General features: G+C 70.6%; 19 protein-coding genes and 1 pseudogene. 8 read left to right on the top strand and 12 right to left on the bottom strand.

Features of this window, described 5'->3' with window-relative positions:
* The first annotated feature begins 30 nt into the window (after positions 1 to 30).
* The 6 genes from AB0903_RS20190 to lnt all read left to right on the top strand — a co-directional run bounded on the left by AB0903_RS20190 (position 31) and on the right by lnt (position 5,701).
* Positions 31 to 810, top strand: a complete 780-nt coding sequence (locus AB0903_RS20190) for a TVP38/TMEM64 family protein (RefSeq protein ID WP_366704607.1) — start codon at positions 31 to 33, stop codon at positions 808 to 810.
* 181 nt (positions 811 to 991) lie between these two features.
* Positions 992 to 1,864: an undecaprenyl-diphosphate phosphatase gene (locus AB0903_RS20185; protein ID WP_366704605.1), complete on the top strand. Its 873-nt coding sequence runs from the start codon at positions 992 to 994 to the stop codon at positions 1,862 to 1,864.
* A 53-nt stretch (positions 1,865 to 1,917) separates the two neighbouring features.
* On the top strand, positions 1,918 to 2,097 hold the full coding sequence (locus tag AB0903_RS20180) for a hypothetical protein (protein ID WP_366704603.1): 180 nt from the start codon (positions 1,918 to 1,920) through the stop codon (positions 2,095 to 2,097).
* 22 nt (positions 2,098 to 2,119) lie between these two features.
* Complete coding sequence (locus tag AB0903_RS20175; protein ID WP_366704601.1) at positions 2,120 to 3,283, top strand: methyltransferase; 1,164 nt, start codon at positions 2,120 to 2,122, stop codon at positions 3,281 to 3,283.
* A gap of 233 nt (positions 3,284 to 3,516) precedes the next feature.
* Positions 3,517 to 3,981, top strand: a complete 465-nt coding sequence (locus AB0903_RS20170; protein ID WP_366704599.1) for a nuclear transport factor 2 family protein — start codon at positions 3,517 to 3,519, stop codon at positions 3,979 to 3,981.
* A 94-nt stretch (positions 3,982 to 4,075) separates the two neighbouring features.
* Positions 4,076 to 5,701 (top strand): apolipoprotein N-acyltransferase, encoded by a 1,626-nt coding sequence (gene lnt / locus AB0903_RS20165; protein ID WP_366704597.1) that lies wholly within the window; start codon positions 4,076 to 4,078, stop codon positions 5,699 to 5,701.
* Here lnt and AB0903_RS20160 read toward each other — a convergent pair.
* Positions 5,622 to 6,530 (bottom strand): Gfo/Idh/MocA family oxidoreductase, encoded by a 909-nt coding sequence (locus AB0903_RS20160; protein WP_366704595.1) that lies wholly within the window; start codon positions 6,528 to 6,530, stop codon positions 5,622 to 5,624. The genes lnt and AB0903_RS20160 overlap by 80 nt on opposite strands.
* A gap of 26 nt (positions 6,531 to 6,556) precedes the next feature.
* Positions 6,557 to 7,807 (bottom strand): FAD-dependent monooxygenase, encoded by a 1,251-nt coding sequence (locus AB0903_RS20155; RefSeq protein WP_366704594.1) that lies wholly within the window; start codon positions 7,805 to 7,807, stop codon positions 6,557 to 6,559.
* A gap of 81 nt (positions 7,808 to 7,888) precedes the next feature.
* Here AB0903_RS20155 and AB0903_RS20150 point away from each other — a divergent pair, with 81 nt between their 5' ends.
* Both AB0903_RS20150 and AB0903_RS20145 read left to right on the top strand, forming a co-directional pair.
* Entirely contained in the window at positions 7,889 to 8,509 is a 621-nt protein-coding gene (locus AB0903_RS20150) for a TetR family transcriptional regulator (RefSeq protein WP_366704592.1), read from the top strand.
* 41 nt (positions 8,510 to 8,550) lie between these two features.
* On the top strand, positions 8,551 to 9,063 hold the full coding sequence (locus AB0903_RS20145) for a DinB family protein (protein WP_366704590.1): 513 nt from the start codon (positions 8,551 to 8,553) through the stop codon (positions 9,061 to 9,063).
* Positions 9,064 to 9,079: 16 nt separating this feature from the next.
* Here the strand turns inward: AB0903_RS20145 and AB0903_RS20140 are convergent, their stop codons facing one another.
* From AB0903_RS20140 to AB0903_RS20095, 10 genes and pseudogenes are all read right to left on the bottom strand, one after another.
* Positions 9,080 to 9,553, bottom strand: coding sequence for a hypothetical protein (locus AB0903_RS20140; RefSeq protein WP_366704588.1), 474 nt, complete (start codon positions 9,551 to 9,553; stop codon positions 9,080 to 9,082).
* 124 nt (positions 9,554 to 9,677) lie between these two features.
* Positions 9,678 to 10,361: a uracil-DNA glycosylase gene (gene ung / locus AB0903_RS20135; protein ID WP_366704586.1), complete on the bottom strand. Its 684-nt coding sequence runs from the start codon at positions 10,359 to 10,361 to the stop codon at positions 9,678 to 9,680.
* A 99-nt stretch (positions 10,362 to 10,460) separates the two neighbouring features.
* Positions 10,461 to 12,035 carry an ABC transporter substrate-binding protein gene (locus AB0903_RS20130; RefSeq protein ID WP_366704584.1) on the bottom strand — a complete coding sequence of 525 codons (1,575 nt, stop codon included), beginning with the start codon at positions 12,033 to 12,035 and terminating at the stop codon, positions 10,461 to 10,463.
* A gap of 127 nt (positions 12,036 to 12,162) precedes the next feature.
* Positions 12,163 to 12,942 (bottom strand): SDR family oxidoreductase, encoded by a 780-nt coding sequence (locus AB0903_RS20125; protein ID WP_366704582.1) that lies wholly within the window; start codon positions 12,940 to 12,942, stop codon positions 12,163 to 12,165.
* A gap of 17 nt (positions 12,943 to 12,959) precedes the next feature.
* The gene (gene fabG / locus AB0903_RS20120; RefSeq protein WP_366704580.1) at positions 12,960 to 13,721 is read right to left on the bottom strand and encodes a 3-oxoacyl-ACP reductase FabG; all 762 of its coding nucleotides are present in this window, start codon (positions 13,719 to 13,721) and stop codon (positions 12,960 to 12,962) included.
* Positions 13,722 to 13,896: 175 nt separating this feature from the next.
* Positions 13,897 to 14,280, bottom strand: a complete 384-nt coding sequence (locus tag AB0903_RS20115; RefSeq protein ID WP_366704578.1) for a DUF3037 domain-containing protein — start codon at positions 14,278 to 14,280, stop codon at positions 13,897 to 13,899.
* On the bottom strand, positions 14,277 to 15,131 hold the full coding sequence (locus AB0903_RS20110) for a HipA family kinase (protein ID WP_366704576.1): 855 nt from the start codon (positions 15,129 to 15,131) through the stop codon (positions 14,277 to 14,279). Before AB0903_RS20110 ends, AB0903_RS20115 begins: the two co-directional genes overlap by 4 nt.
* A 76-nt stretch (positions 15,132 to 15,207) precedes the next feature.
* Positions 15,208 to 15,576, bottom strand: a pseudogene (locus AB0903_RS20105) (tyrosine-type recombinase/integrase); the annotation flags it as partial.
* Between the two features lie 52 nt (positions 15,577 to 15,628).
* Positions 15,629 to 17,308 carry a hypothetical protein gene (locus tag AB0903_RS20100; RefSeq protein WP_366704574.1) on the bottom strand — a complete coding sequence of 560 codons (1,680 nt, stop codon included), beginning with the start codon at positions 17,306 to 17,308 and terminating at the stop codon, positions 15,629 to 15,631.
* Positions 17,309 to 17,326: 18 nt separating this feature from the next.
* A complete protein-coding gene (locus tag AB0903_RS20095; RefSeq protein ID WP_366704572.1) occupies positions 17,327 to 20,770 on the bottom strand; it encodes a hypothetical protein in 3,444 nt (1,147 codons plus the stop codon).
* Positions 20,771 to 20,796: the final 26 nt, after the last annotated feature.

Genomic DNA, 20,796 nt, shown 5'->3' with positions numbered 1-20,796 from the left:
TCACACACCGGTGTCGGCTAGTCTCCCCGGATGCTCGACCTCGTCCCCGGGCCGGCATCCGGTCTCGCCGTCCGCTGCACCAGGGCCCTGTTCTCGCCCTGGTCCCGGTTGTCCCTTCTCGCGGTGCTGCTGGCCTCCGCCGCGGTGACGGTGGTTCTCTACGAGCCGCAGAGACTGCTCTCCGCGGGCTGGCCGCAGTTGAGCGGTGCGGCGGCCGTGGTGCTGTTCGGCGTGGGGTACGGGATGTGCACCGCCGCGTTCGTGCCGCGTCCGATCCTCAATCTGGCGGCGGGCGCGCTGTTCGGCTCGCAGGCCGGGCTCGTGGCGGCGATCGCCGGCACGGTGGTGGGGGCCGGAATCGCCTTCACCCTGGGCCGGTTGCTCGGGCAGGACGCGCTCCGGCCGCTGCTGCGGGGGCGGTGGCTGAAGGCTGCCGACGGGCAGCTCAGCCGGCACGGTTTCCGTTCCATGCTGGCGATACGCCTGTTCCCGGGCGTACCGTTCGCCGCAGCCAACTACTGCGCGGCCGTCTCCCGCATGGGCTGTCTGCCCTTCCTCCTGGCGACCGGCCTCGGCTCGATCCCGAACACGGCGGCGTACGTGATCGCCGGCAGCCGGGCCGGATCCCCGACGTCGCCGGTGTTCCTGATCGCGACGGGATTCATCGTGATGACGGGCCTGGCGGCCGCGACGGTCGCCTGGACCAAGCGCCACCGGCTGCGGGGCGCCGAGCGCCGGCCCGCGCCCACCGCCCCGGAACCGGACCCGTGTCCCTCGCCCCCGGCAGCCACCCGCCACCCCGGGGTCTGACCGGGCGCCCACCCGCACCCCTCAGTCGCCCGCAGGGCGGGCCCCGCGGCAAGCGCTTCACTTTGGGACGCTACGCTGCCACCGGCGCGGGCCCGCTGACCTCCGTGAGTCGTATCTCACGGGTCGCACGCCTACGCCGTGCCCTGACAGACCGTGACCAGCCTTGGGTGGCCCAGCTTTCATGTCTTGGTTCGAATCACTCGTCCTCGGGCTCGTCCAGGGGCTTACGGAGTTCCTTCCCATCTCCTCGAGCGCGCATCTGCGGCTCACCGCCGCGTTCGCCGGCTGGCAGGACCCGGGGGCCGCGTTCACCGCGATCACCCAGATCGGCACGGAGACCGCCGTCCTCATCTACTTCCGCAAGGACATCGGCAGGATCCTGTCGGCCTGGTTCCGTTCGCTCACCGACAAGGCGATGCGCGGCGACCCCGACGCCCGGATGGGCTGGCTGGTGATCATCGGTTCGGTGCCCATCGGTGTGCTCGGACTCACGCTCAAGGACCAGATCGAGGGCCCGTTCCGTGATCTGCGGCTCATCGCCACCACCCTGATCGGCATGGGCATCGTCCTCGGCATCGCGGACCGGCTCGCCGCGCGTGACGAGGCGGGCGGCCGCCACCGGGTGGTCAAGGAGCGCAAGACGCTGAAGGACCTGAGCGTGCGGGACGGTCTCATCTACGGCTTCTGCCAGGCGATGGCCCTCATCCCGGGTGTGTCCCGCTCCGGCGCGACGATCAGCGGCGGTCTGCTGATGGGCTACACCCGTGAGGCGGCGGCCCGTTACTCGTTCCTGCTGGCGATTCCGGCCGTACTCGCCTCCGGGCTTTTCGAGCTGCGGAAGGCCGGCGAGGGCCATGTGTCGTGGGGGCCGACGATCTTCGCGACCTTCATCGCCTTCGGTGTGGGCTACGCGGTGATCGCGTGGTTCATGAAATTCATCACTACGAAGAGCTTCATGCCGTTCGTGATTTACCGGATCCTGCTCGGAATCCTGCTGTTCGCGCTGGTGGGAGCAGGGGTTCTCAGCCCTCAGGCGGGTGAGTCGGGCGGCTGAGCCGCCAGTTGGCGGTGAAGACGTGTGCCGATGCCAGGCCGTAACCTGGAGCCATGTCCACCTTTCCCCGCGAGTCCGAACCCGAAACCTTGATGTCCGCGTCCGAGCTGAACATCCGGATCCGAGAGCTGTGGGCCGACGGCACACTTCCCGAAGACCGGCGCCCGGAGTACGAGGCACTGGTCGTGGAGTGGGCTGCCGCGGCACAGGAGGACGTACGGCCCGCCGCGTAGCACCGGCTAGCCTGGGCGCACGATGAACCGTCTGACCACGTCATGGGGCGCCTGCGAGCTCGCCCGCTTCCCCGAGGACCCGCGCGACACGCTGCGCGCCTGGGACGCCGCCGACGAGTATCTGCTGCGGCATCTGCACGGCACCGACGACACCCCACCCACCGGCCTGTCGGGCACGGTGGCCGTCGTGGGCGACCGGTGGGGGGCGCTCGTCACATCGCTGGCGGCGCACGCGGCCGGCCCCGTCACGCAGATCTCCGACTCGTTCCTCGGGCAGCAGGCGACCCGCGTCAACCTGGCCCGCAACGACGTGGCCGCAGGCGCCGTGCGGTTGCTCACCGCCAGGCAGGAGCCGCCGAAGCGCGTCGACGTACTGCTGGTCCGGGTGCCGAAGAGCCTCGCCCTGCTGGAGGACCAGCTGCACCGCCTGGCCCCGGCCGTGCACGCGGACACCGTCGTCATCGGCACGGGCATGGTGACGGAGATCCACACGTCCACGCTCAAGCTGTTCGAGCGCATCATCGGGCCGACGAGGACGTCGCTCGCGGCGAAGAAGGCCCGGCTGATCTTCTGCACGCCGGAGCCGGGGCTCCCCCGGACCGGGAGCCCCTGGCCGCTGCGGTATGCCCTGCCGTCCGACACCGGCGTCCTCGCGGGCCGTACCGTGACCAACCACGCCGGTATCTTCTGCGCGGAGCGCCTCGACATCGGCACCCGCTTCTTCCTGCGTCACCTGCCGCGCAGCCGGGGCCCCGAGCGCGTCGTGGACCTGGGCTGCGGCAACGGCGTGGTGGGTACGGCGGTGGCGCTGGCCAACCCGGACGCAGCCGTGACGTTCACCGACGAGTCCTTCTCCGCGGTGGCCTCGGCGGAGGCGACCTTCGGTGACAACGTGCCGTCGGGAACGGCCGAGTTCGTGGTCGGGGACGGCCTGTCCGCGCTCCCGGACGAGTCGGTGGACCTCGTACTGAACAATCCGCCGTTCCATTCGCACCGGGCGACGACCGACACGGCGGCCCGGCGGATGTTCGCCGACGCGCGCCGTGCGCTGCGGTCCGGCGGCGAGCTGTGGGTCGTCGGCAACCGTCACCTCGGCTACCACGTGCGCCTCAAGCGGCTGTTCGGCAACTGCGAAGTGGTCGCGAGCGACCCCAAGTTCGTGGTGCTGAAGGCCGTACGGCGCTGACGTCCGGCGAAGGCCCCGCAGCTCCGCGCCACCGACGCGGGCCGGGCCGCGGTCGCGGCCCCGGGACAGGCCGAGCCCGGGTCACGGCCGGGCGGGGCCGGGGTCGCAGCGGCCGGGCGGGGCCGGGGTCGGTGGCGGCCGACGCGGGCCGGGCACGGCCGGTTCCGGTCGGTCGGCGACACGTGGCCCGCACGGCTCTTGGCCCGGCGGGCCGCCTCACCGACACTGACCCGATGACACAGCGCGTGGATCTCGCGACCGTGATGGACAGACTCGCCCTCGACGACGTGGTCACCGGCTACGCGGCAGCCGTCGACGACGGCGACTGGGACGCCTACCGAGCATTGTTCACGGCGGACGGCCGGGCCGACTACCGTGCGTCCGGCGGCATCGAAGGGCCTGCCGCCGAGGTCGCCCGGTGGCTCTCCCGGACGATGGGGCACTTCCCCGTACGCCAGCACCTGATCGTCAACCGGCGAGTGAGCATCGAGGACCTCGACGGGTATCCGGGCGATCGGGCCGAGGTGCGGGCGGACTACCTCAATCCGATGCGGACCGGGTCGGGCGAGGACTTCGTGTCGGCCGGCCGCTACCGATTCGGCATGGCCCGGGCGGCGGACGGCTGGCGGCTGCGCTCCGTGGTGATCGAGGAGAAGTGGCGGCGCACAGGTACGGCGGGCGCCCCGGGAAGCGGCTGAGGCGCGGGCGATGCGCTGTCTCCCGGAGCCGATCTTCGCGCACACTTGTGATGAACGGCTTCGGGCCCCTCGATGCCGGACGAGGAGGCGCGGCATGCGGATTGCGGTCGGCGGTCGGCTGCACACGAGGCGGCGCGACGGGCGGTCCGTCCCCGTCCTCGGGTCGCCCGGGGCGCGCGGGGCGGCCGCGTTCGTCGCCGGCGCCCTGCCCGCACTGGCCTTCCCGGAACCGTCGCTGTGGTGGTTCGCCCATGTGGCGCTGGCGCCCTGGATGCTGCTGCTGCGCACCGCGCCCACGGCCCGGCGAGCGGCGGTCGAGGGCTGGCTCGGCGGTGTCGGGTTCGTGGTCGCCGTCCATCACTGGCTGCTGCCGAGCCTCCATGTCTTCCTGCTGGTGCTGGCGGCGCTGTTCGGGCTGCTCTGGGCGCCGTGGGGCGCTCTGGTGCGCACCATGCTCGGCGGCGGTCCGTCGACGGCCCGCGCGGCGGCGGCCGTCGCCGCGGTACCGGCGGGGTGGCTGATGATCGAGCTGATCCGCTCCTGGGAGGGGCTGGGTGGCCCCTGGGGGCTGCTGGGCGCGAGCCAGTGGCAGGTGGGAGCGGCGCTGCGGCTGGCCTCGGTCGGCGGTGTCTGGCTCACGAGCCTGCTGGTGGTGGCCGTCAATACGGTGGCCGTGCTGCTCGTGGCGGTCCGGTCGGCCCGTACGCCCGCGGTGGCGGGGGCCGTCCTGTGCGCGACGGCCGTCACGTCGGCGTGGGTGTGGGCGCCGGTACCGCGGGAAACGGGCGGATTGCGGGTCGCCGTGGTCCAGCCGGGGGTCGTCGGCGGCATGCTGAGCGCCGAGCGGCGCTTCGACCGCGGCGAGGAGCTGACCCGTGACCTGGCCGGCACCGAGCTGGACCTGGTGGTCTGGGGCGAGAGCAGTGTCGGGGCGGACCTGGCCCGCCGACCGGACCTGGCCGACCGGCTCGCCGCCCTGGCGGAGGACGTCGGGGCCCCGATCCTGGCCAATGTGGACGCCCGCAGTGAGGGCGCGACCGGTCCGCCGGGGATCTACAAGAGTTCGGTGCTCGTCGGTCCCGACGGCCCGACCGGAGACCGGTACGACAAGATGCGGCTCGTCCCGTTCGGTGAGTACATCCCGGCCAGGTCCGTGCTGGGCTGGGTCACGTCGGTCGGCAGAGCGGCGGGCGAGGACCGGCTGCGCGGAGATTCCCCCGTGGTGATGTCGCTGCCGGACAGCGGTGTGCGGATCGGGCCGCTGGTCTGCTTCGAGTCGGCGTTCCCCGACATGAGCAGGCGGCTGACGCGGGACGGCGCGCAGGTGCTGGTCGCCCAGTCGGCGACCTCGTCGTTCCAGGAGAGCTGGGCCCCCGAGCAGCACGCGTCGCTGGCGGCGCTGCGGGCGGCGGAGAGCGGCCGGCCGATGGTGCACGCCACGCTCACCGGTGTGAGTGCGGTGTACGCGGCGGGCGGCGGGCAGGTCGGCGCCGCGCTCCCGACCGAGGCGAGCACCGCGGCGGTGTACGACGTACCGCTGGTGAGCGGCACGACGCTGTACGTCCGCTACGGGGACTGGCCGGTGTACGCCTCGCTGGCGCTGCTGGTGGCGCTGGGCGCCGTCGGCGGCGTACGGGCGCTCAGGCGGCCTGCTGCTCCAGGGCCAGCCGGACCACCCGTTCGCACAGCTCGTGGGTCTTCAGCGCGTCCTGGGCGCTGAGGAACTTTCCGGCCCGCACGGCGTCGAGGAAGGCGTGCACCGCCTGCTCGATGCCGCGCTGGCGGGCCACCGGCACCCAGTCGCCGCGCCGCCGGATGCTCGGCTGGCCCTTGTGGTCGACGATTTCCGCGAGGTTGCGGACCTCGCGCTTGGAGTCGTGTCCGGAGACCTCGAGGATCTCCTCGGCCGAGCCGCTCATCCGGTTCATGGTGCCGATGGCGGTGAACCCGTCGCCGGACAGCTGGAGGACGACGTGGTGCATGAGCCCGTCGACGATCCGCGCCCGCACGTCGGTGTGTTCGACGGGGCCGGGGACGAGGAAGCGGAGGGTGTCGACGACGTGGATGAAGTCGTCGAGGACGAGCGTGCGGGGGTCCTCGGCGAGGCCGACGCGGTTCTTCTGCATGAGGATCAGGTCGCGCGGGTGCTCCAGGCACTGCGCGTAGCCGGGGGCGAGCCTGCGGTTGAAGCCGACGGCGAGACTGGTGCCGCGTTCCTCCGCGAGGGCCACCAGCCGCTCGGAGTGGGCGAGTTCGTAGGCGAGCGGCTTGTCGACGTACGTGGCGACGCCGGCTTCGAGGAGCCGGGTGACGATCTCGGCGTGGGCGGACGTCGGCGCGTGGACGAAGGCGGCGTCCAGGCCCTGGGCGAGGAGGGAGTCGAGGTCGGCGTGGCACCGGGAAGCGGGGATGTGGTGGGTCTCCGCCGTACGGGCCAGGGTGGCCTGCGTCCGGGTCTGCAGGTGCAGTTCGACCCCGGGCAGGGTCGTGAGCACCGGCAGGTACGCCTTCCGCGCGATGTCGCCGAGACCGATGCAGCCGACCTTCACTGGGCCCCCTCACATGTCCGGCCCGGTCAGTGCCGTGCCGGTCGTCCTTCGCGCCCGCCCTGTCCGGTGTGCGCGTCCTGTGCTCCGGCAGCATACGTCCGCCGCGGCGGGTGCCAGTCGGCGATGCCGTCGAAGGTCCGGAGCACGACGCCGGGGCCGAGGCGGGAGACCGCGGACAGCAGGGTGTCGCGGACGGCGACGGCCGGCCTGCCGGTCAGGGACATCAGCCGGGCGACCTGTGCCGACTTGCGGACGATCGCCGTGGTGCGCGGCAGTCGTTCGGCGCTGTAGGCGGCGAGCCCGGCGCCCAGGTCCTGGCCGTCGCCCGTGTGGTGGGCGAGGACGACGGCGTCCTCGACGGCCTGGTTGCCGCCCTGTCCGAGGGTGGGGGCCATCGCGTGCGCCGCGTCGCCGAGCAGCACGGTGCGGCCGCGGTGGAAGACCGGGAGGGGCGTGGTCATGTGGTGGACGTCGTTGCGCAGCAGGCGACCGGGCTCGGCGGCGGCGATGATGCCCGGCACGGGGTCGTGCCAGTCGCCGAACCGGCGCAGCAGTTCGGCCTGCTCATCGTCGGCGGCGTGTGCGCCCGGGGGCGCCACGGCGGCCGCGTAGGCGTAGACCCTGCCGTCCTTGAGGGGCTGGGTGCCCCAGAGCGCTCCGGCGCCCCAGGTCTCATGGGGTTCGAAGGGCTGCTCGGGTGCGGGGACGACCGTGCGCCAGGTGGTGAAGCCCGCGTAGACCGGGCCGGGGTGGCGCGGGAAGATCGCCCGGCGGACGGCCGAGTGGATGCCGTCGGCGCCGATGACGAGATCGGCCTCGATGTCGCCGTCGGGTGTGGTGACCCGGGCCGGTCTGCCGCCGGCGGTCCCGGCGTCCGCCAGTTCTGCGGGGCAGCCGGTCCGGACGGCCCCTTCGGGCAGGCGGCGGACGATGCGGTCGATCAGGGTGGCGCGGTGGACGAGCACGAGGGGGCCGCCGAAGCGTTCAGCGGCGGCGGCGCTGTCGGTGCGCGACAGCCAGCGGCCGGACGGGTTGCGCATGCCGCCCGGGCCTTGCCAGGCGGCCAGGTCACGGATCTCGTCGCCGAGGCCGATGACGTCGAGGGCGCGCTGGGAGTTGGGGGCGAGCCCGATGCCCGCGCCGACCGGCTCCAGCGAATGGGCCCGCTCGAGGACGGTGACCTCCCAGCCGCGCTGCCGCAGGGCGACGGCCGCGGTGAGGCCGCCGATCCCACTGCCGACGACGACTGCGTGAGCGGTTGTGCGGGGTGCAGGCATGGCTGCTCCTCCTCGGCTACTACACCTGTAGTGACGCCTCGCACGCTACTACAGCTGTAGTCACGACGGTAGATTGGCCTGATGGCCGCACGCACCGCCCCATCCGGCACCCCACGCGCAGAACTGATCGCCGACACCGCACTCGCGCTCCTGGCCGAGCGCGGTATGCGCGGACTCACCCACCGCGCCGTCGACGAGGCGGCGGGGCTGCCACAGGGCTCGACCTCCAACCACGCCCGCACCCGCCAGGCCCTCCTGGAGGCGGCGGTACGCAGACTGGCGGAGCGGGAGGCGGCGGTGCTCACCGTGACGGAGATGCCGGCCGTGCTCGGGGGCGGGGGCGGGAGCTGTCTCCTCGACGTACTGGCACTGGCTCTGCACCGCTATCTGACGGAGCACTCCAGGCTCCTGGTCGCCCGCTACGAACTGGCCCTGGAGGCGACCCGGCGGCCGGAACTGCGCGAGTTCTACGACCGGACCGGCGGCCGGTTCCGCGGCCCGCTGTGCGCGCTCATGGCGGAGGCGGGGTCGCCGGAGCCGGAGCGCCACGCGCTGACCCTGATCGCCTGGTGCGAGGGGCTGATGTTCTCCTGTGCGGCCGGCTCGTACCACGCGGCCGTGCCGAGCCGGGAGGAACTGCGCACCGGATTCGCCGAACTGCTGCGCGGGATGCTGGGCCCGCGGGCCGCGGGGCTCACATAACCCGTGGCAGTGCCGGTCCCGCGTGCCGCAGGATGATCACCATGACAACCGACGAACGCACCGAGCCGTCCACCACCGCCGCGGAACGGGACCTGCTGGAAGGCTTCTTGGACTACCACCGCGAGACACTGCTCATGAAATGCGCGGGTCTCGACGACGAGCAGTTGCGGCAGGCGGTACTGGCTCCCTCCGGGCTCACGCTCATGGGCCTGGTGCGCCATCTCGCCGAAGTCGAGCGCTACTGGTTCCGCGAGGTCATGGAGGGCCTGGAGCTGCCTGACCTCTACTCCACCGAGCAGGACCGGGACGGGGACTTCCACGTCACCGACCGGGACACCTGGGCGCAGGCGCACGAGACCTGGCTCACCGAGGTCGCCGAGGCCCGCAAGGTCTCGGCCGCGCACGGGCTCGACGACGTCAGCGCGTCCCGCAGCCGCCATCCGGAGGGCTTCAGCCTGCGGTGGATCCTCACCCACATGATCGAGGAGTACGCGCGCCACAACGGGCACGCGGACCTGCTGCGCGAGCACCTCGACGGCGTCACCGGCGAATGACCGCGACAGGACCCGCTCACCCCGCCCGCAGGGTGCGCTCCAGCCGGTCGATGGCGGCGCGCACCCCGTTGCCGTAGCCGTCGTCGCCCAGGGCGTCCGCGGAGGCGCGCGCCCGCTCCAGGTGGGCACGCGCCTCCCCGGGGCGGCGCAGCTTGACGTAGTCCGCGGCGAGGTTCAGATGGAGCGAGGGGTACAGCGCGCGCACCGCGAGCGCCGGGCCGTGCCGGGCGAGCCGCTCGACACTCAGTCCGTCGGCAGCCGACAGGGCCCGCAGGTCCCAGGCCAGTTCGTCCGCAGGGTCGTCCTGGACGTCCGCCATGCAGTGGGCGAGGGTGCAGCGGTGGAGCGCGTCGCCCTCCTCGCCGATCTCCGCCCAGAGCAGGGCGAAGCGATTGCGCGCCTCCTCGCGGTCCCCGCCGTGCAGCAGCATCATCGCCTGCCCGATCCGGGTCATGACGATGTCCTGCGACGTCTCCTGCTGCTCCGTCACTGTGGCCTCCTCGTCCGCACGGCGAACCGCTGGTCTCCGGAGACCGACGCTAGCGGTCACGGACGCCGATCCCGCTCAGGCTCGGGCGCCGGCCGAGTGCCTGTCAGCCGGTCGCCCGAACCGCTCAGCCGACGTCGGGGATGCGCCAGTCGATGGGTGCGTGGCCCTGGGCCGCGACCGCCTCGTTGATCTGCGTGAAGGGGCGGGAGCCGAAGAACCTCTTCGCGGACAGCGGCGAGGGGTGGGCGCCCTTCACCACGACATGCCGCTCCTCGTCGATGAGCGGCAGCTTCTTCTGCGCGTAGTTGCCCCACAGGACGAAGACCGCCGGGTCGGGCCGGGAGACCACCGCGCGGATCACCGCGTCGGTGAACTTCTCCCAGCCCCTCCCCTTGTGGGAGTTGGCCTCGCCCGCCCTGACGGTCAGCACCGCGTTGAGCAGCAGGACGCCCTGGCGCGCCCACGGCATCAGATAGCCGTTGTCCGGGACGGGGTGGCCGAGCTCCGCCTGCATCTCCTTGTAGATGTTCCGCAGCGACGGCGGGGTCTTGACGCCCGGCCGCACGGAGAAGCAGAGGCCGTGGCCCTGTCCCTCCCCGTGGTACGGGTCCTGGCCGAGGACGAGGACCTTCACCTGCTCGTACGGGGTGGCCTCCAGTGCGGCGAAGACCTCCGCGCTCGGCGGGTACACCGGCCCGTCCGCCCGCTCCTTCTCGACGAACTCGGTGAGCTCCTTGAAGTACGGCTTCTGCAGCTCTTCGCCGAGGACGCCGCGCCAGGACTCGGGCAGCATGTCGGTGTCGGTCACGTCAACAACCTCCGTCTGTAGGTCGGTTCCGAGATCGGGGAACCGAGTTCTCAGAACCTACCCGGGGGCACTGACAGTCCGTCCGCCGGCGCCCGACCGCTACCAGCTGGCCTTGCGGTACAGCTCCCAGACCTGCATGACGGTCTGCGGGTCGAGGGAGCGCTCGCCGCCGCCGATCTCCTCGCTGGCCGCCACGTACAGCTTGCCCTGCCACAGCGGCAGCAGACGGACGTCGTCGACGAGGATCTCCTGGGCCTTCTCGAACTGCTTGGTGACCGCGCCGCGGTCGCTCTCGCGGCGGGACTGAACCAGCTGTTCGGTGATCTCGGGCGCCTCGTACGGCGTGCCGAGGACGTTCTCCGAACCGACGAACGGCGCGATGAAGTTGTCCGGGTCCGGGAAGTCGGGGAACCAGCCTCGGCCGAAGACGGGGTACTCGCCGTTCTGGTAGCCCTTCTGGAACTCGTCCCACGGCTTGCCCTGGACCGTGATCTCGAACAGGCCGGTGGCCTCGAGCTGCCGCTTGAGTTCGGTGAACTCCGGCGCGGTCGCGGAGCCGTAGCGGTCGGTGGTGTACCAGAAGCTCAGCGGCACGGGCTCGGTGATGCCCGCGTCCTTGAGGATGTTCTCCGCCTTGGCCACGTCCGGCTCGCCGTACCGGTCGAAGAACTCGGTGGTGTGGCCGGCGATGCCCTTGGGGACCATCGAGTACAGCGGTTCGGCGGTGCCCTTGTAGACCTTCTCGACGAGTGCGTCGCGGTCGACGACCTGCGCGATCGCGCGCCGGACGGCCAGCTTGCGGGCGTTCGGGTCGGAGGGGTTGAAGACGAGGTAGCGGATGTCGGCGCCGACCGTCTCCACGAGCTGGAGGTGGTCGTTCTCCGGCTTCTTCTCCTGGAGCTCGACGACCTGCTCCGCCGTGAGACCACGGTTTATGGCGTCGATCTCGTGCTCCTTGAGGGCCGTCATCATGACGGCCGAGTCCTCGAAGTAGCGGATCGTGACCGCGTCGTTCTTGATCTTCGCGAAGCCCTTGTAGTTGGCGAACCGGGTCAGCTCCGCGCTGTCACCCTTCTTGTACGAGTTGAGGGCGTACGGTCCCGAGCCGGTCAGCTTGCCGTCCTCCCGCAGCTTGTCGGCCGGGTACTCGGAGGGCGGCACGATCGACATGGCCGGGGTGGCGAGGATGAACGGGAACGTGGCGTCGGACGTCTTGAGGTGGAAGGTGACGACTCGGTCGCCTTCCGTATCCACCCTGTCCAGGGAGCCGAGCAGACCGTTCGGACCACCCTGCACGTCGATGGTCCTGATGCGGTCGATGGAGTGCTTCACCGCGGCGGCGTCGAGCTTGTCGCCGTTGGTGAACGACAGGCCCTCGCGGAGCTCGCACTCGAAGGTCTTGTTGCCGGTGTCTGCGAAGCGGCACTCTGCGGCGTCCGGCTGCGGCACGGTGCTCCCCGTAGGGAAGCTCACCAGCGTCTGGAAGACGTTCCGGTACAACTCCCACGAGCCGTCCCAGGCGGCGGCCGGGTCGAGAGTACTGGGCTCACTGGTCGTGCCGACGGAGATCTTCTGTTCACTGTCGGCGCCCTCGTCCGAGAGCAGGCCGCACCCTGCCAGCAGAGATATGGACGCTAGGGCTGCAGTGGCCTGCAGACAGGTCCGGTAGAACACGTGCACGCTCCTCGTTCAGCCATGGGTCGGCGAACCATACCGCAGCGCCCCGCCGGGGCAAGGTGCGGGCCCGGCGGGGCACTTGGATCATTCCGGAACAAACCACCCCAGGGCGGTCCGCTGATCCTCAGTGGACTCCCGCGTTGAGGAAGATACCGCCGTCCACGACGAGCGTCTGCCCCGTGATCCAGTCCGACTGCTGAGACGTGAGGAACGCGGCCGCACCGCCGATGTCCGACGGCACTCCGAGCCGCCCCAGGGGGTAGGCGGCGGCCGCCTCCGCCTCCCGGCCCTCGTAGAGCGCCTCCGCGAACTTGGTCTTGATCACCGCGGGCGCGATGGCGTTGACCCGCACCCGGGGCGCGAGCTCGTGGGCCAGCTGGAGGGTCAGGTTGACCATCGCCGCCTTGCTCATGCCGTACGCCCCGATGAAGGGGGACGCCGAGACACCCGCGACGGAGGCGATGTTCACGATCGCACCGCCGTTCTCCTTCTGCCACGCCTTCCACGTCTGCTGCGCGAAGCCGAGCGCGGAGATCACATTGGTCTCGTAGACCTTGCGCGCCACGCCCAGGTCGAGTTCGGCGATCGGGCCGAAGACCGGGTTGGTTCCGGCGTTGTTCACCAGGTAGTCGACCCGGCCGAACGCCTCCATGGCGCGCTCGACGGCGGCCGCCTGGTGGGCCTCGTCGTGGGCCTTGCCCGCGACCGCGACGACCCGGTCGGCACCGAGCCGCTCCACGGCCTCCTTGAGCGCCTCCTCGCCGCGACCGGTGATGCACACGCGGTCGCCGCGCGCGACCAGCGCCTCCGCGATGCCGTATCCGATACCCCGGCTCGCCCCGGTGACCAGCGCGACCTTGCCGCTGTCCGGCACCTGCTCCGCCCCTGCTGCCTGTGCTGCCATGTCGTTCGAACCCCGATTCAGTTGAGCGGGCCGCCGGCCACGTACATGACCTGGCCGGAGACGAAGCCGGCGTCGTCGCCGGTGAAGAAGGCGATCGCGTTCGCGATGTCCTCGGGCCGGCCGACGCGCTGGACGGGGATCTGGGTCGCGGCGGCGGCCTGGAACTCCTCGAAGCCCATGCCCACGCGGGCGGCGGTCTGCGCGGTCATCTCGGTGACGATGAAGCCCGGGGCGACGGCGTTGGCGGTGATGCCGAACTTGCCGAGCTCCTTGGCGAGGGTCTTCGTGAAGCCCTGCAGACCGGCCTTGACCGCCGAGTAGTTCGCCTGGCCGCGGTTGCCGAGCGCCGAGGAGGAGGACAGCGAGACGATCCGGCCGAAACCGGCGTCGACCATGTGCTTCTGGCATGCCTTGGCCATCAGGAACGCGCCCTTGAGGTGCACGTTCATCACGGTGTCCCAGTCGGCCTCGCTCATCTTGAAGAGCAGGTTGTCGCGGAGCACGCCGGCGTTGTTGACCAGGATGGTGGGCGCGCCGAGTTCGGCGGCGACACGCGCCACGGCGGCCTCCACCTGGGCGGCGTCCGAGACGTCGCAGCCCACCGCCAGGGCCTTGCCGCCCGCCGCGGTGATCTTCTCGACGGTGTCCTTGCAGGCCGCCTCGTCGAGGTCGAGCACGGCCACGGCGCGGCCCTCGGCCGCGAGCCTGATGGCGGTGGCGGCGCCGATGCCGCGCGCGCCTCCGGTCACGACAGCCACACGCTGCTCGGTGGTGGACATTCTGGTTCTCCTCGCCCTTGAAGCCCGTCAATCCCTGTGCCGGCGACCGCGCGACCACTCCACCTTCTGAGCGACCGCTTAGTACCTTCGGCAGACAGGACGCTAGAAGCCCCGGCACCCGGTGTCAACGGCACCGGGGCCGGGGGGCGCATGTCACATCGATCAGCCCTGGCTCTCAGCGCACCAGCAGGTCCAGCAGGCGCTCGACCTCGGCCTCCGGATCAAGGGTGAGACCGGTGTGCACCGGGCCCGGCTGGACGACCGTGGACCGGGGCGCGATCAGCCAGCGGAAGCGCCGCCCCGCGTCGTCGCGCGCGGCCTGCCCCGCGTCCTCGCCGCCACGGCACACGCCTTCCACGGCGCGCAGGGCCGCCCGTACGCCGGTCACGTCCGCCTGCGGGTCGAGCGCCCGCAGCCTTGTCTCGTCGAGATGGGTGCGCGCGGCCACGAAGCTCCTGGCGCGGCAGTACACCACCACGCCGGCGTTGACGAACTCCCCGCGCTCGACCCGTGGCACCACGCGCAGCAGCGCGTACTCGAAAACGTCGCGGTCGTTCACCGGGCGGTGTCCTTCGCATGCTGTCGGGTGGGGTGGGGCCAGGGCGTGGCACGCTCCGTCAGCCAGCCGGGCGCCCGGGACGGCCCGGACCGTGTCGGGGCGCCCAGGGTGATGCGCTCGTGGATGGTGGCGGCACGCGGCAGCAGCGCCGCCACGTACGAGCGGCGCAGCGCGTCGGCCGAGTCGAAACCGGGCTCGCCGGCCAGCCACTCGTCGGGCACGTCCGCCACGACCTCGGTCAGCAGCTCCTCCGTCACCTGCGGCGCGAGCTCGGCGGCGGCCGCCGCCATGTCGGGGGCGAAGGGGGCGAGCGCGTGGTCGGAGGCGTCGTACGGCTTGGCCGCGGAGGCGGCGGCGCCGGGCCAGTTGTGGTGCCAGATCATGGTGGCGCCGTGGTCGATGAGCCACAGGTCCCCGTGCCACACCAGCATGTTGGGGTTGCGCCAGGAACGGTCCACGTTGTTGATGAGCGCGTCGAACCAGACGACCTTGCCCGCCTGGGCCGCGTCCACCTCGTAGGCGAGCGGATCGAAACCGAGCGAACCTGGGAGGAAGTCCATCCCGAGGTTGAGCCCGCCGCTGGCCTTGAGCAGTTCCTGCACCTCCTGGTCCGGCTCCGACAACCCGATGACCGGATCGAGCTGCATGGCGACGAGTTCGGGCACCCGCAACCCGAGCCGCCGCCCGAGCCGCCCGCAGACGACCTCGGCGACCAGGGTCTTGCGGCCCTGCCCGGCACCGGTGAACTTCATGACATACGTGCCGAGATCGTCGGCCTCGACGATGCCCGGGAGCGAGCCGCCCTCACGCAGGGGCGTGATATAGCGGGTCGCTACGACCTCTTCCAACACTTTCCCAGGCCACCCATCTCTTCAGCCTTACAATCCACGGACGACTTCTCCGGGGCGTAGAGGTAGGAATCACCCGTCAACGGCGCTGGGGAGAATCTGGGGAGTTTCGGCCGGCGAGCCGGTCTCCCCGCTCCCCAAGCAGACCGTCGATGGTGACGCGCCCCTTGCTGCCGGCTTCCGGCATGAAGTGAGCATAGTAACCGAGGGTGATCGCCGGTGAGGAGTGTCCGAGCCACCGAGCCAGGGTCACGACGGACTCTCCTGCTTCCAGCATGATCGAGGCGTAGGTGTGCCGAAGCACGTGGAAACCGGCCTTCGGGGCCGCCGCCCACTGCTGGGCTTTCGCCCCCTCGGCACGTGGCGGGATGATGCCCGCCTTGGCCAAGGCGGGCTTCCATGTGTTCACCGCGACGGCGTTGCCGAAGCGCGTGGTGAGCAGCAGGGCCGTGGGTCAACATCGGCTGGGTGTGAGGGTCAGCGGTGCCTGCGGCTACGGGTCAGTCCGTGCTGATTCCCGAATCGTCGACCGGAAGTGGTTCGGTGTCTTCGGACTCCAGCACCGACAGAGTGGGATTGCCGGAGCCAAGAGGCACCCAGAAGAAGTAGGCCACGGCCCAGCCGGGGTTGCTTGTTCCAGCCAGCCGCTGACCCCTGACCGTGAATACTTGCCCTGCGGCGACCGGAAGAGAAAAGGAGTTCTTACCCGCGTACGAGATCCCGCGCGCGTCATCCGTGATGGACTGACCTCCAGTGCTGATGGTCATGCGAACGTATTCCGCACCGCCTCCCGCATGCCCACGACCGATGACGAACCCTGAAGTCGCCGCCGTGTAGCGCTGCTGTTGATCGGCTTGCGAGCTCAGCACGAACTCCTTGAGGAGCCGTGGCGTACCGACCATGAGGACCCTGCCGTTCGCCCTGAACGCACCACTAATAGTGGCATCGCCACTGGCAACGAGCGGGCCGGCGATGGTGGTGGTCCGTCCGGATGTGGACAGATTGACGTGCGCCGGGATGTTGACCGTCGGGTAGGTGCCGGTGCCGTGGATCGTGCCCACCTTGATCTCACCGTTGGAGATGTTGATCGGCGGATCAGATGCCTCACCCCCCTGCTTGACAGGGCCGCGCAGCTCTCTGACCCTGAGGACCTTGCCTGATTCGGTCACTGTCACATGTGACTTGGCGAGGACGTTCCCGTTGACGGTGAGGGCGCCTTGGAGCAGGACGGCATCGGCCGTGTTCGTCGTCGCTCGGATGTGATTCGCCGTGAGCGCCTTGTCGGCAGCGATGGCAAGGTTGGCACCGACGTTGATGCCTACGCCTTCGGCGGGTGCGAGGTTATTGAGCGTCAGCTTCTTTTCCTTGGCGATATGGACGTCGCCCTTCGCCGTGATCGTGCCGTTGACGATCAGCTGGCCGACCTCCAGGTCCGGCTTGATCACCGTCACCTGAGCGGTGAGGATCCGCGTGACCGGGTTGGAGGGATCGCCCGTCGTGCCCCGCAGGTAGAAGGTCGTGTTGGTCTTGATGTTGGTGACCGTACGGGTAGTCACGTTGGTCACGTCGAGGCTGGTCTCCCCGTACAGCAGCTCGTAGGTGGCGTTCGCCGAGCGCTCCCACGTCAGCGTGGTCTGACCGCCGTTGTCGATCACCAGTGGGTTCGCGATGAAGTTCCGCAGGTAGAAGTCCGCGGGGAACTTGCCGACGTTGAAGATCGTGGACCTGGAGGCGAACGCGCTCGACCCCTCGCGGGAGGATTCCGTCACCGTGATCGGCGCGGTGCCGACCTTCCGGCTGATCGGGAGCTCGGACAGCTGGATCGTGAAGCCCGTCTCCGGGCCGACAGGCGCGTGTGAAGCCGCCGGGGAGAACACGAACTCCTTGGTGGACGAGTTCAGTTGTACCGTCCAGCCGTCCAAGCTGATCCTCGGCGTCACCTTCGACAGATCGGTGGCCAGATCCGGCGACATCGTTCCCGCCGGGACCTTCACCTTGATCCACTGCACATCCGCCGACGCACCGCTGCGCCGCGAACCGACGATGATCAACTCACCCGTCTCCTCCGGCACACCGATGTTCTCCGGCGACGCCTTGAGCGGGTCGGGGTTGGTGGCGAGCTCGTAGGAGAGAAGGGGTTCCTGTGCGGCGGTGTCTGCGGAACGGGTCGGGGAGACCAAGGCCATGGTGGGATTCCTTCAGTTCTCGTTGCGGGTGTGCGCGGCCGCGTTGTCCAGGGTGAGGAAGCCGGACCGGATCTCCGGCTCGGCAAGGGGCAGGTCCTCGTGGCCCTGGGTGAGGATCGGGAGCTTTTCCCAGGTGCTGCCTCGCTTCTCCGACCACGTCCAGTCGCCGACGACTCCCGCCGGGGTGGGCATGAGGACGGTCTCCTCGATCTCCTCCTCCGCGCCCTTGAGCTCTGTCGTGCCCGCGAGCAGCGGCCCCGTGCGGAAGTGCACCGCCATCCGGGCGATGGCCTGGTCTGTGAACTCCTGCGGGACGAACACCCGCTTCGTGGAGAAGATGTCGGTGGTGGCGTGCACGGCGGCGCGGGGGTCGACGAGCATCGTGGCGACCGCGGTGGTGCGGTCGCCGAAGTTCAGGTCCAGGCTCGGCTTGTCGCCGATCGGCCTCAGGTAGTCGCCGCTACCCTCTGCCGGGTCAATCACCGTCTCGAAGTGCTCGTAGGCGTCGTCGAGGACGTATCCGACCAGGCCGTCGTCGGTCTGCTCGGCCTCGCCGAGGCGGATCGCCCAGGGGTAGTGCGGCAGTTCGGGGTCCTGTTCTTCGTTGAAGAGGTTCTGCCAGCTGACGTCCGTACGTAGCGGGCCGCGCAGGTCCAGTGTCAGCCGGGTGCGGACCAGGGCGAGCGGGCGGCCGAGGAGGAAGCCCAGGCCGGGGTCGGCGGGGCCGTCCGGGTCGATGGTCCGGAGGGCCCGGTCGACGGTGGCGCGGAAGTCGTCGAAGGTCTGCGGGCCGCGGGTCTTGATCGCGTTGAGCAGGCTGTACGTGTGCGGGGAGAGGTCACGCAGCTGGTCGAAGTCCGTCAGCTGCGAGCCGGGGAGCACCGACCAGGAGACCTCCTGTCGGCTGTCGCGGTTCAGTGTCACCCGGAGTTCGCCCAGCGCGGCGCCTCCGGCCTCGTACACCACCAGCGACTTGTCCAGGCGGTTGTGCAGCAGCCAGGCACAGACCGGGTTTGTGCCGGGGGTGACATCGACGTCGTCGTCTTCCGTGGCGGACAGGAAGTCGAACCGCAGGCGCGCCGGCTGGAGCAGACGCGGGCTGAGCTCGATGAGGCGTTCGCTGTCGTAGCCGCTGACGGGGTGGGCCGGCCGCATCGTGCGGGACATCTCGGGCCGGAAGTGGCTCGGGTCGCCGATCAGGTTGACCGAGCGGCCGAACCGGTCGACCACGGCCAGGTCCAGGAAGGCGAGTTGCCCGGCGCGCACCTCCTGGAACGTCGACGCGGGCCACGGGTCCCAGTCGCTGGCAGGCATCTCACCGGGGTCCGGCGGCGAGTAGTCGCCGTTGCCGACGAGGCCGGCGATGTCCCCGGACGGCTGGAGGCCGCCTCCCAGCGCCTGGCGCTGGGCGATGGCCGCGCCGAAGCCGTCGAGGGTCTGCGAGAGGACGTCGGTCTTCTCGCGGGCGTCGGAGCGCAGCTTGCGCAGGGTGTCTGCGGGAAGCCCGTCGCGGAGCCGGGCGTACGCGGTGAGCTCGCCCTCCACGACGTGTCCTGCCGTGGGGGCCAGGATCTGCCGGCCGGAGACGACCAGGGGGGCGCCGGGGGTGCCGGTGCCCTTCCACTGGTAGCGGGAGCGCTCGATGAACTCCCAGTGCGCGGTGTCGCCGTCGCGCATCGGCAGCGGGAAGTACTCGGCCTTCCACAGCAGGTACAGCGGCTGCCAGGGCATGCGCCACGGATCGGTGCCGTACTCGGGCAGGGTGCCGGTGACGTCCGTGATCTGGCCGTCGGCAAGGGCCCGGTCGAGGATGAGGAACTCGTTGAGGAGAGCCGAGAAGCAGGGCGGCTGGTTGGTGAGGTCGACCTGGGCGGCGATGGGAGCGACGTCGGGGGTCGAGACGCCCGACGCCTGAGTGACCAGCCGGTCCGGGGTGCGGCAGGGCAACGGCGTGTCACGCGTGAGCGGGGCGTGGAGGTTCGCGCCCTCCAGGGCGAGCACGGGATCGGCGGAGTACTCGAACTCCTGCGCCGGGACCCGGATCAGCCGACGAGCCGAGCGCCGCCCGAAGTCGGGTTGCAGTTCGTCGATCTTCGCGGCCAGCTCTTCTTCGGTCCTGCCCCAGGGAACCGTGCGACGCTGCTCGGTGAGGCGCTGGGCCAGGGCCACGACCTTGCCTGCCGCGCCGTCGGGGTTGGTCGGGTCCAGCTCGGCCGCGATCTTCTCCGCGAATTCCTCGGACTTCTGCTCGCGCTGGTCGAGCCACCACAGGTGGTAGAGCCGTTCGCGTGCAGCGTCCAGCTCCGACTCGGTGGCGTCGTATTCGGCCTGTTTGCGGTTGAGTTCGGCGACGGTGTCCGCTTCGGCCGCTCGGGGGGAGGCGGGAGGAGTACCCATCTCCTCACCGCGCTCGCCGATGAACCAGCGGTAGCCGCCCGGAACCGGGCCGAAGGCCGTGTCGTGGGCGCGGCGGTCGGTGAGGATGTCGGTTTCGGGGCGGTCGCGTTCGCCGAGGGCCTCGACACCGCCGAGGAGGAAGGCGCGGAAGAGTTCGGCTTCCTCGGCCGAGAAGACGGTGTCGCCTTCCGCCTGAGCGCCGAGTTCGGAGACGGCTTCGGAGATGCTGTTGGCGATGATCGACGTGACGTCGGCCCGCTGGGGGCAGTCGGATTCGGGAACGCCGCCGTCCACATCCCAGCCCAGACCGAGGACGGTCCCGGTGTAGACGGAGTTGCGGATGCCGCTGCCCGCGCCGGCGGGCTTGGTCCACCCCAGGCGGTCCAGGACGGCGGTGAGATCCTCGTCACCGGCCACGATGTCGCTGTCCGGGTCGGCGTACCAGCCCGCGACGAAGTAGCTCAGCCGTTCCTGCTCAGGCACGCCTTCCAGCGTGTCGTGCAGGGAGAAGACGTTCGTGTTGTAGGGCTGGAAGACGGAGAAGGTGAGCAGGCCGGGGCCGATCGCCGTCAGGAAGGGCGCGCGCGGGTTGGCGGGCTCCTGCCAGGCGCCCGACAGCTCATGGCACTTGCCGATGAGGGTGGCGGACGGTTCGGCGCTGTCCGGGTCCTGGAAGGAGACGGTCCCGTCCATCGGGTCGAGGTAGTCGCTCTCGACGACCCATGCCTTGAGCGCGCGGTTGCCGTCCTGGTGGCGGACGACCAGCCAGCGGTTGGGGACGAATGGGAAGTCGCCGACGCCCTCTTCCTCGTCGTGCCGGCCACGGGTGAGGGCGGCGGGCAGCTCCCACTGGAGGTAGACGCCGAGGCGGTCTTCGCGGCCCGTCCATTCCTCGGCCCCCGAGAAGGGCTCCGGTTCGGCAGGGACGCCTTGGCCGATCCCCCTGAAGTTGGTGTTCCACCGGTTGATGACGTGGTGGCTTCCGGTGTCGCGTGTCTGCCGGTTGACGGCGAGGGCGGCCACCTCGACCGGCACGACCAGGGTGTTGTCCACGGACATGGTCCGAGGGTCCTTTCGTTGTGGCG

The organism is Streptomyces sp. NPDC048389, assembly GCF_040706335.1.
GTDB lineage: Bacteria > Actinomycetota > Actinomycetes > Streptomycetales > Streptomycetaceae > Streptomyces.
This window is presented reverse-complemented; position numbering and strand designations above follow the sequence as displayed.

Bases quoted from the DNA above. Each gene is read 5' to 3' on its own strand.
- AB0903_RS20170 (WP_366704599.1), top strand. From the start codon at position 3,517: ATGACACAGCGCGTGGATCTCGCGACCGTGATGGACAGACTCGCCCTC.
- lnt (WP_366704597.1), top strand. From the start codon at position 4,076: ATGCGGATTGCGGTCGGCGGTCGGCTGCACACGAGGCGGCGCGACGGG.
- AB0903_RS20175 (WP_366704601.1), top strand. From the start codon at position 2,120: ATGAACCGTCTGACCACGTCATGGGGCGCCTGCGAGCTCGCCCGCTTC.
- AB0903_RS20150 (WP_366704592.1), top strand. From the start codon at position 7,889: ATGGCCGCACGCACCGCCCCATCCGGCACCCCACGCGCAGAACTGATC.
- AB0903_RS20095 (WP_366704572.1), bottom strand. From the start codon at position 20,770: ATGTCCGTGGACAACACCCTGGTCGTGCCGGTCGAGGTGGCCGCCCTC.
- AB0903_RS20180 (WP_366704603.1), top strand. From the start codon at position 1,918: ATGTCCACCTTTCCCCGCGAGTCCGAACCCGAAACCTTGATGTCCGCG.
- AB0903_RS20155 (WP_366704594.1), bottom strand. From the start codon at position 7,807: ATGCCTGCACCCCGCACAACCGCTCACGCAGTCGTCGTCGGCAGTGGG.
- AB0903_RS20185 (WP_366704605.1), top strand. From the start codon at position 992: ATGTCTTGGTTCGAATCACTCGTCCTCGGGCTCGTCCAGGGGCTTACG.
- AB0903_RS20190 (WP_366704607.1), top strand. From the start codon at position 31: ATGCTCGACCTCGTCCCCGGGCCGGCATCCGGTCTCGCCGTCCGCTGC.
- fabG (WP_366704580.1), bottom strand. From the start codon at position 13,721: ATGTCCACCACCGAGCAGCGTGTGGCTGTCGTGACCGGAGGCGCGCGC.
- AB0903_RS20125 (WP_366704582.1), bottom strand. From the start codon at position 12,942: ATGGCAGCACAGGCAGCAGGGGCGGAGCAGGTGCCGGACAGCGGCAAG.
- AB0903_RS20145 (WP_366704590.1), top strand. From the start codon at position 8,551: ATGACAACCGACGAACGCACCGAGCCGTCCACCACCGCCGCGGAACGG.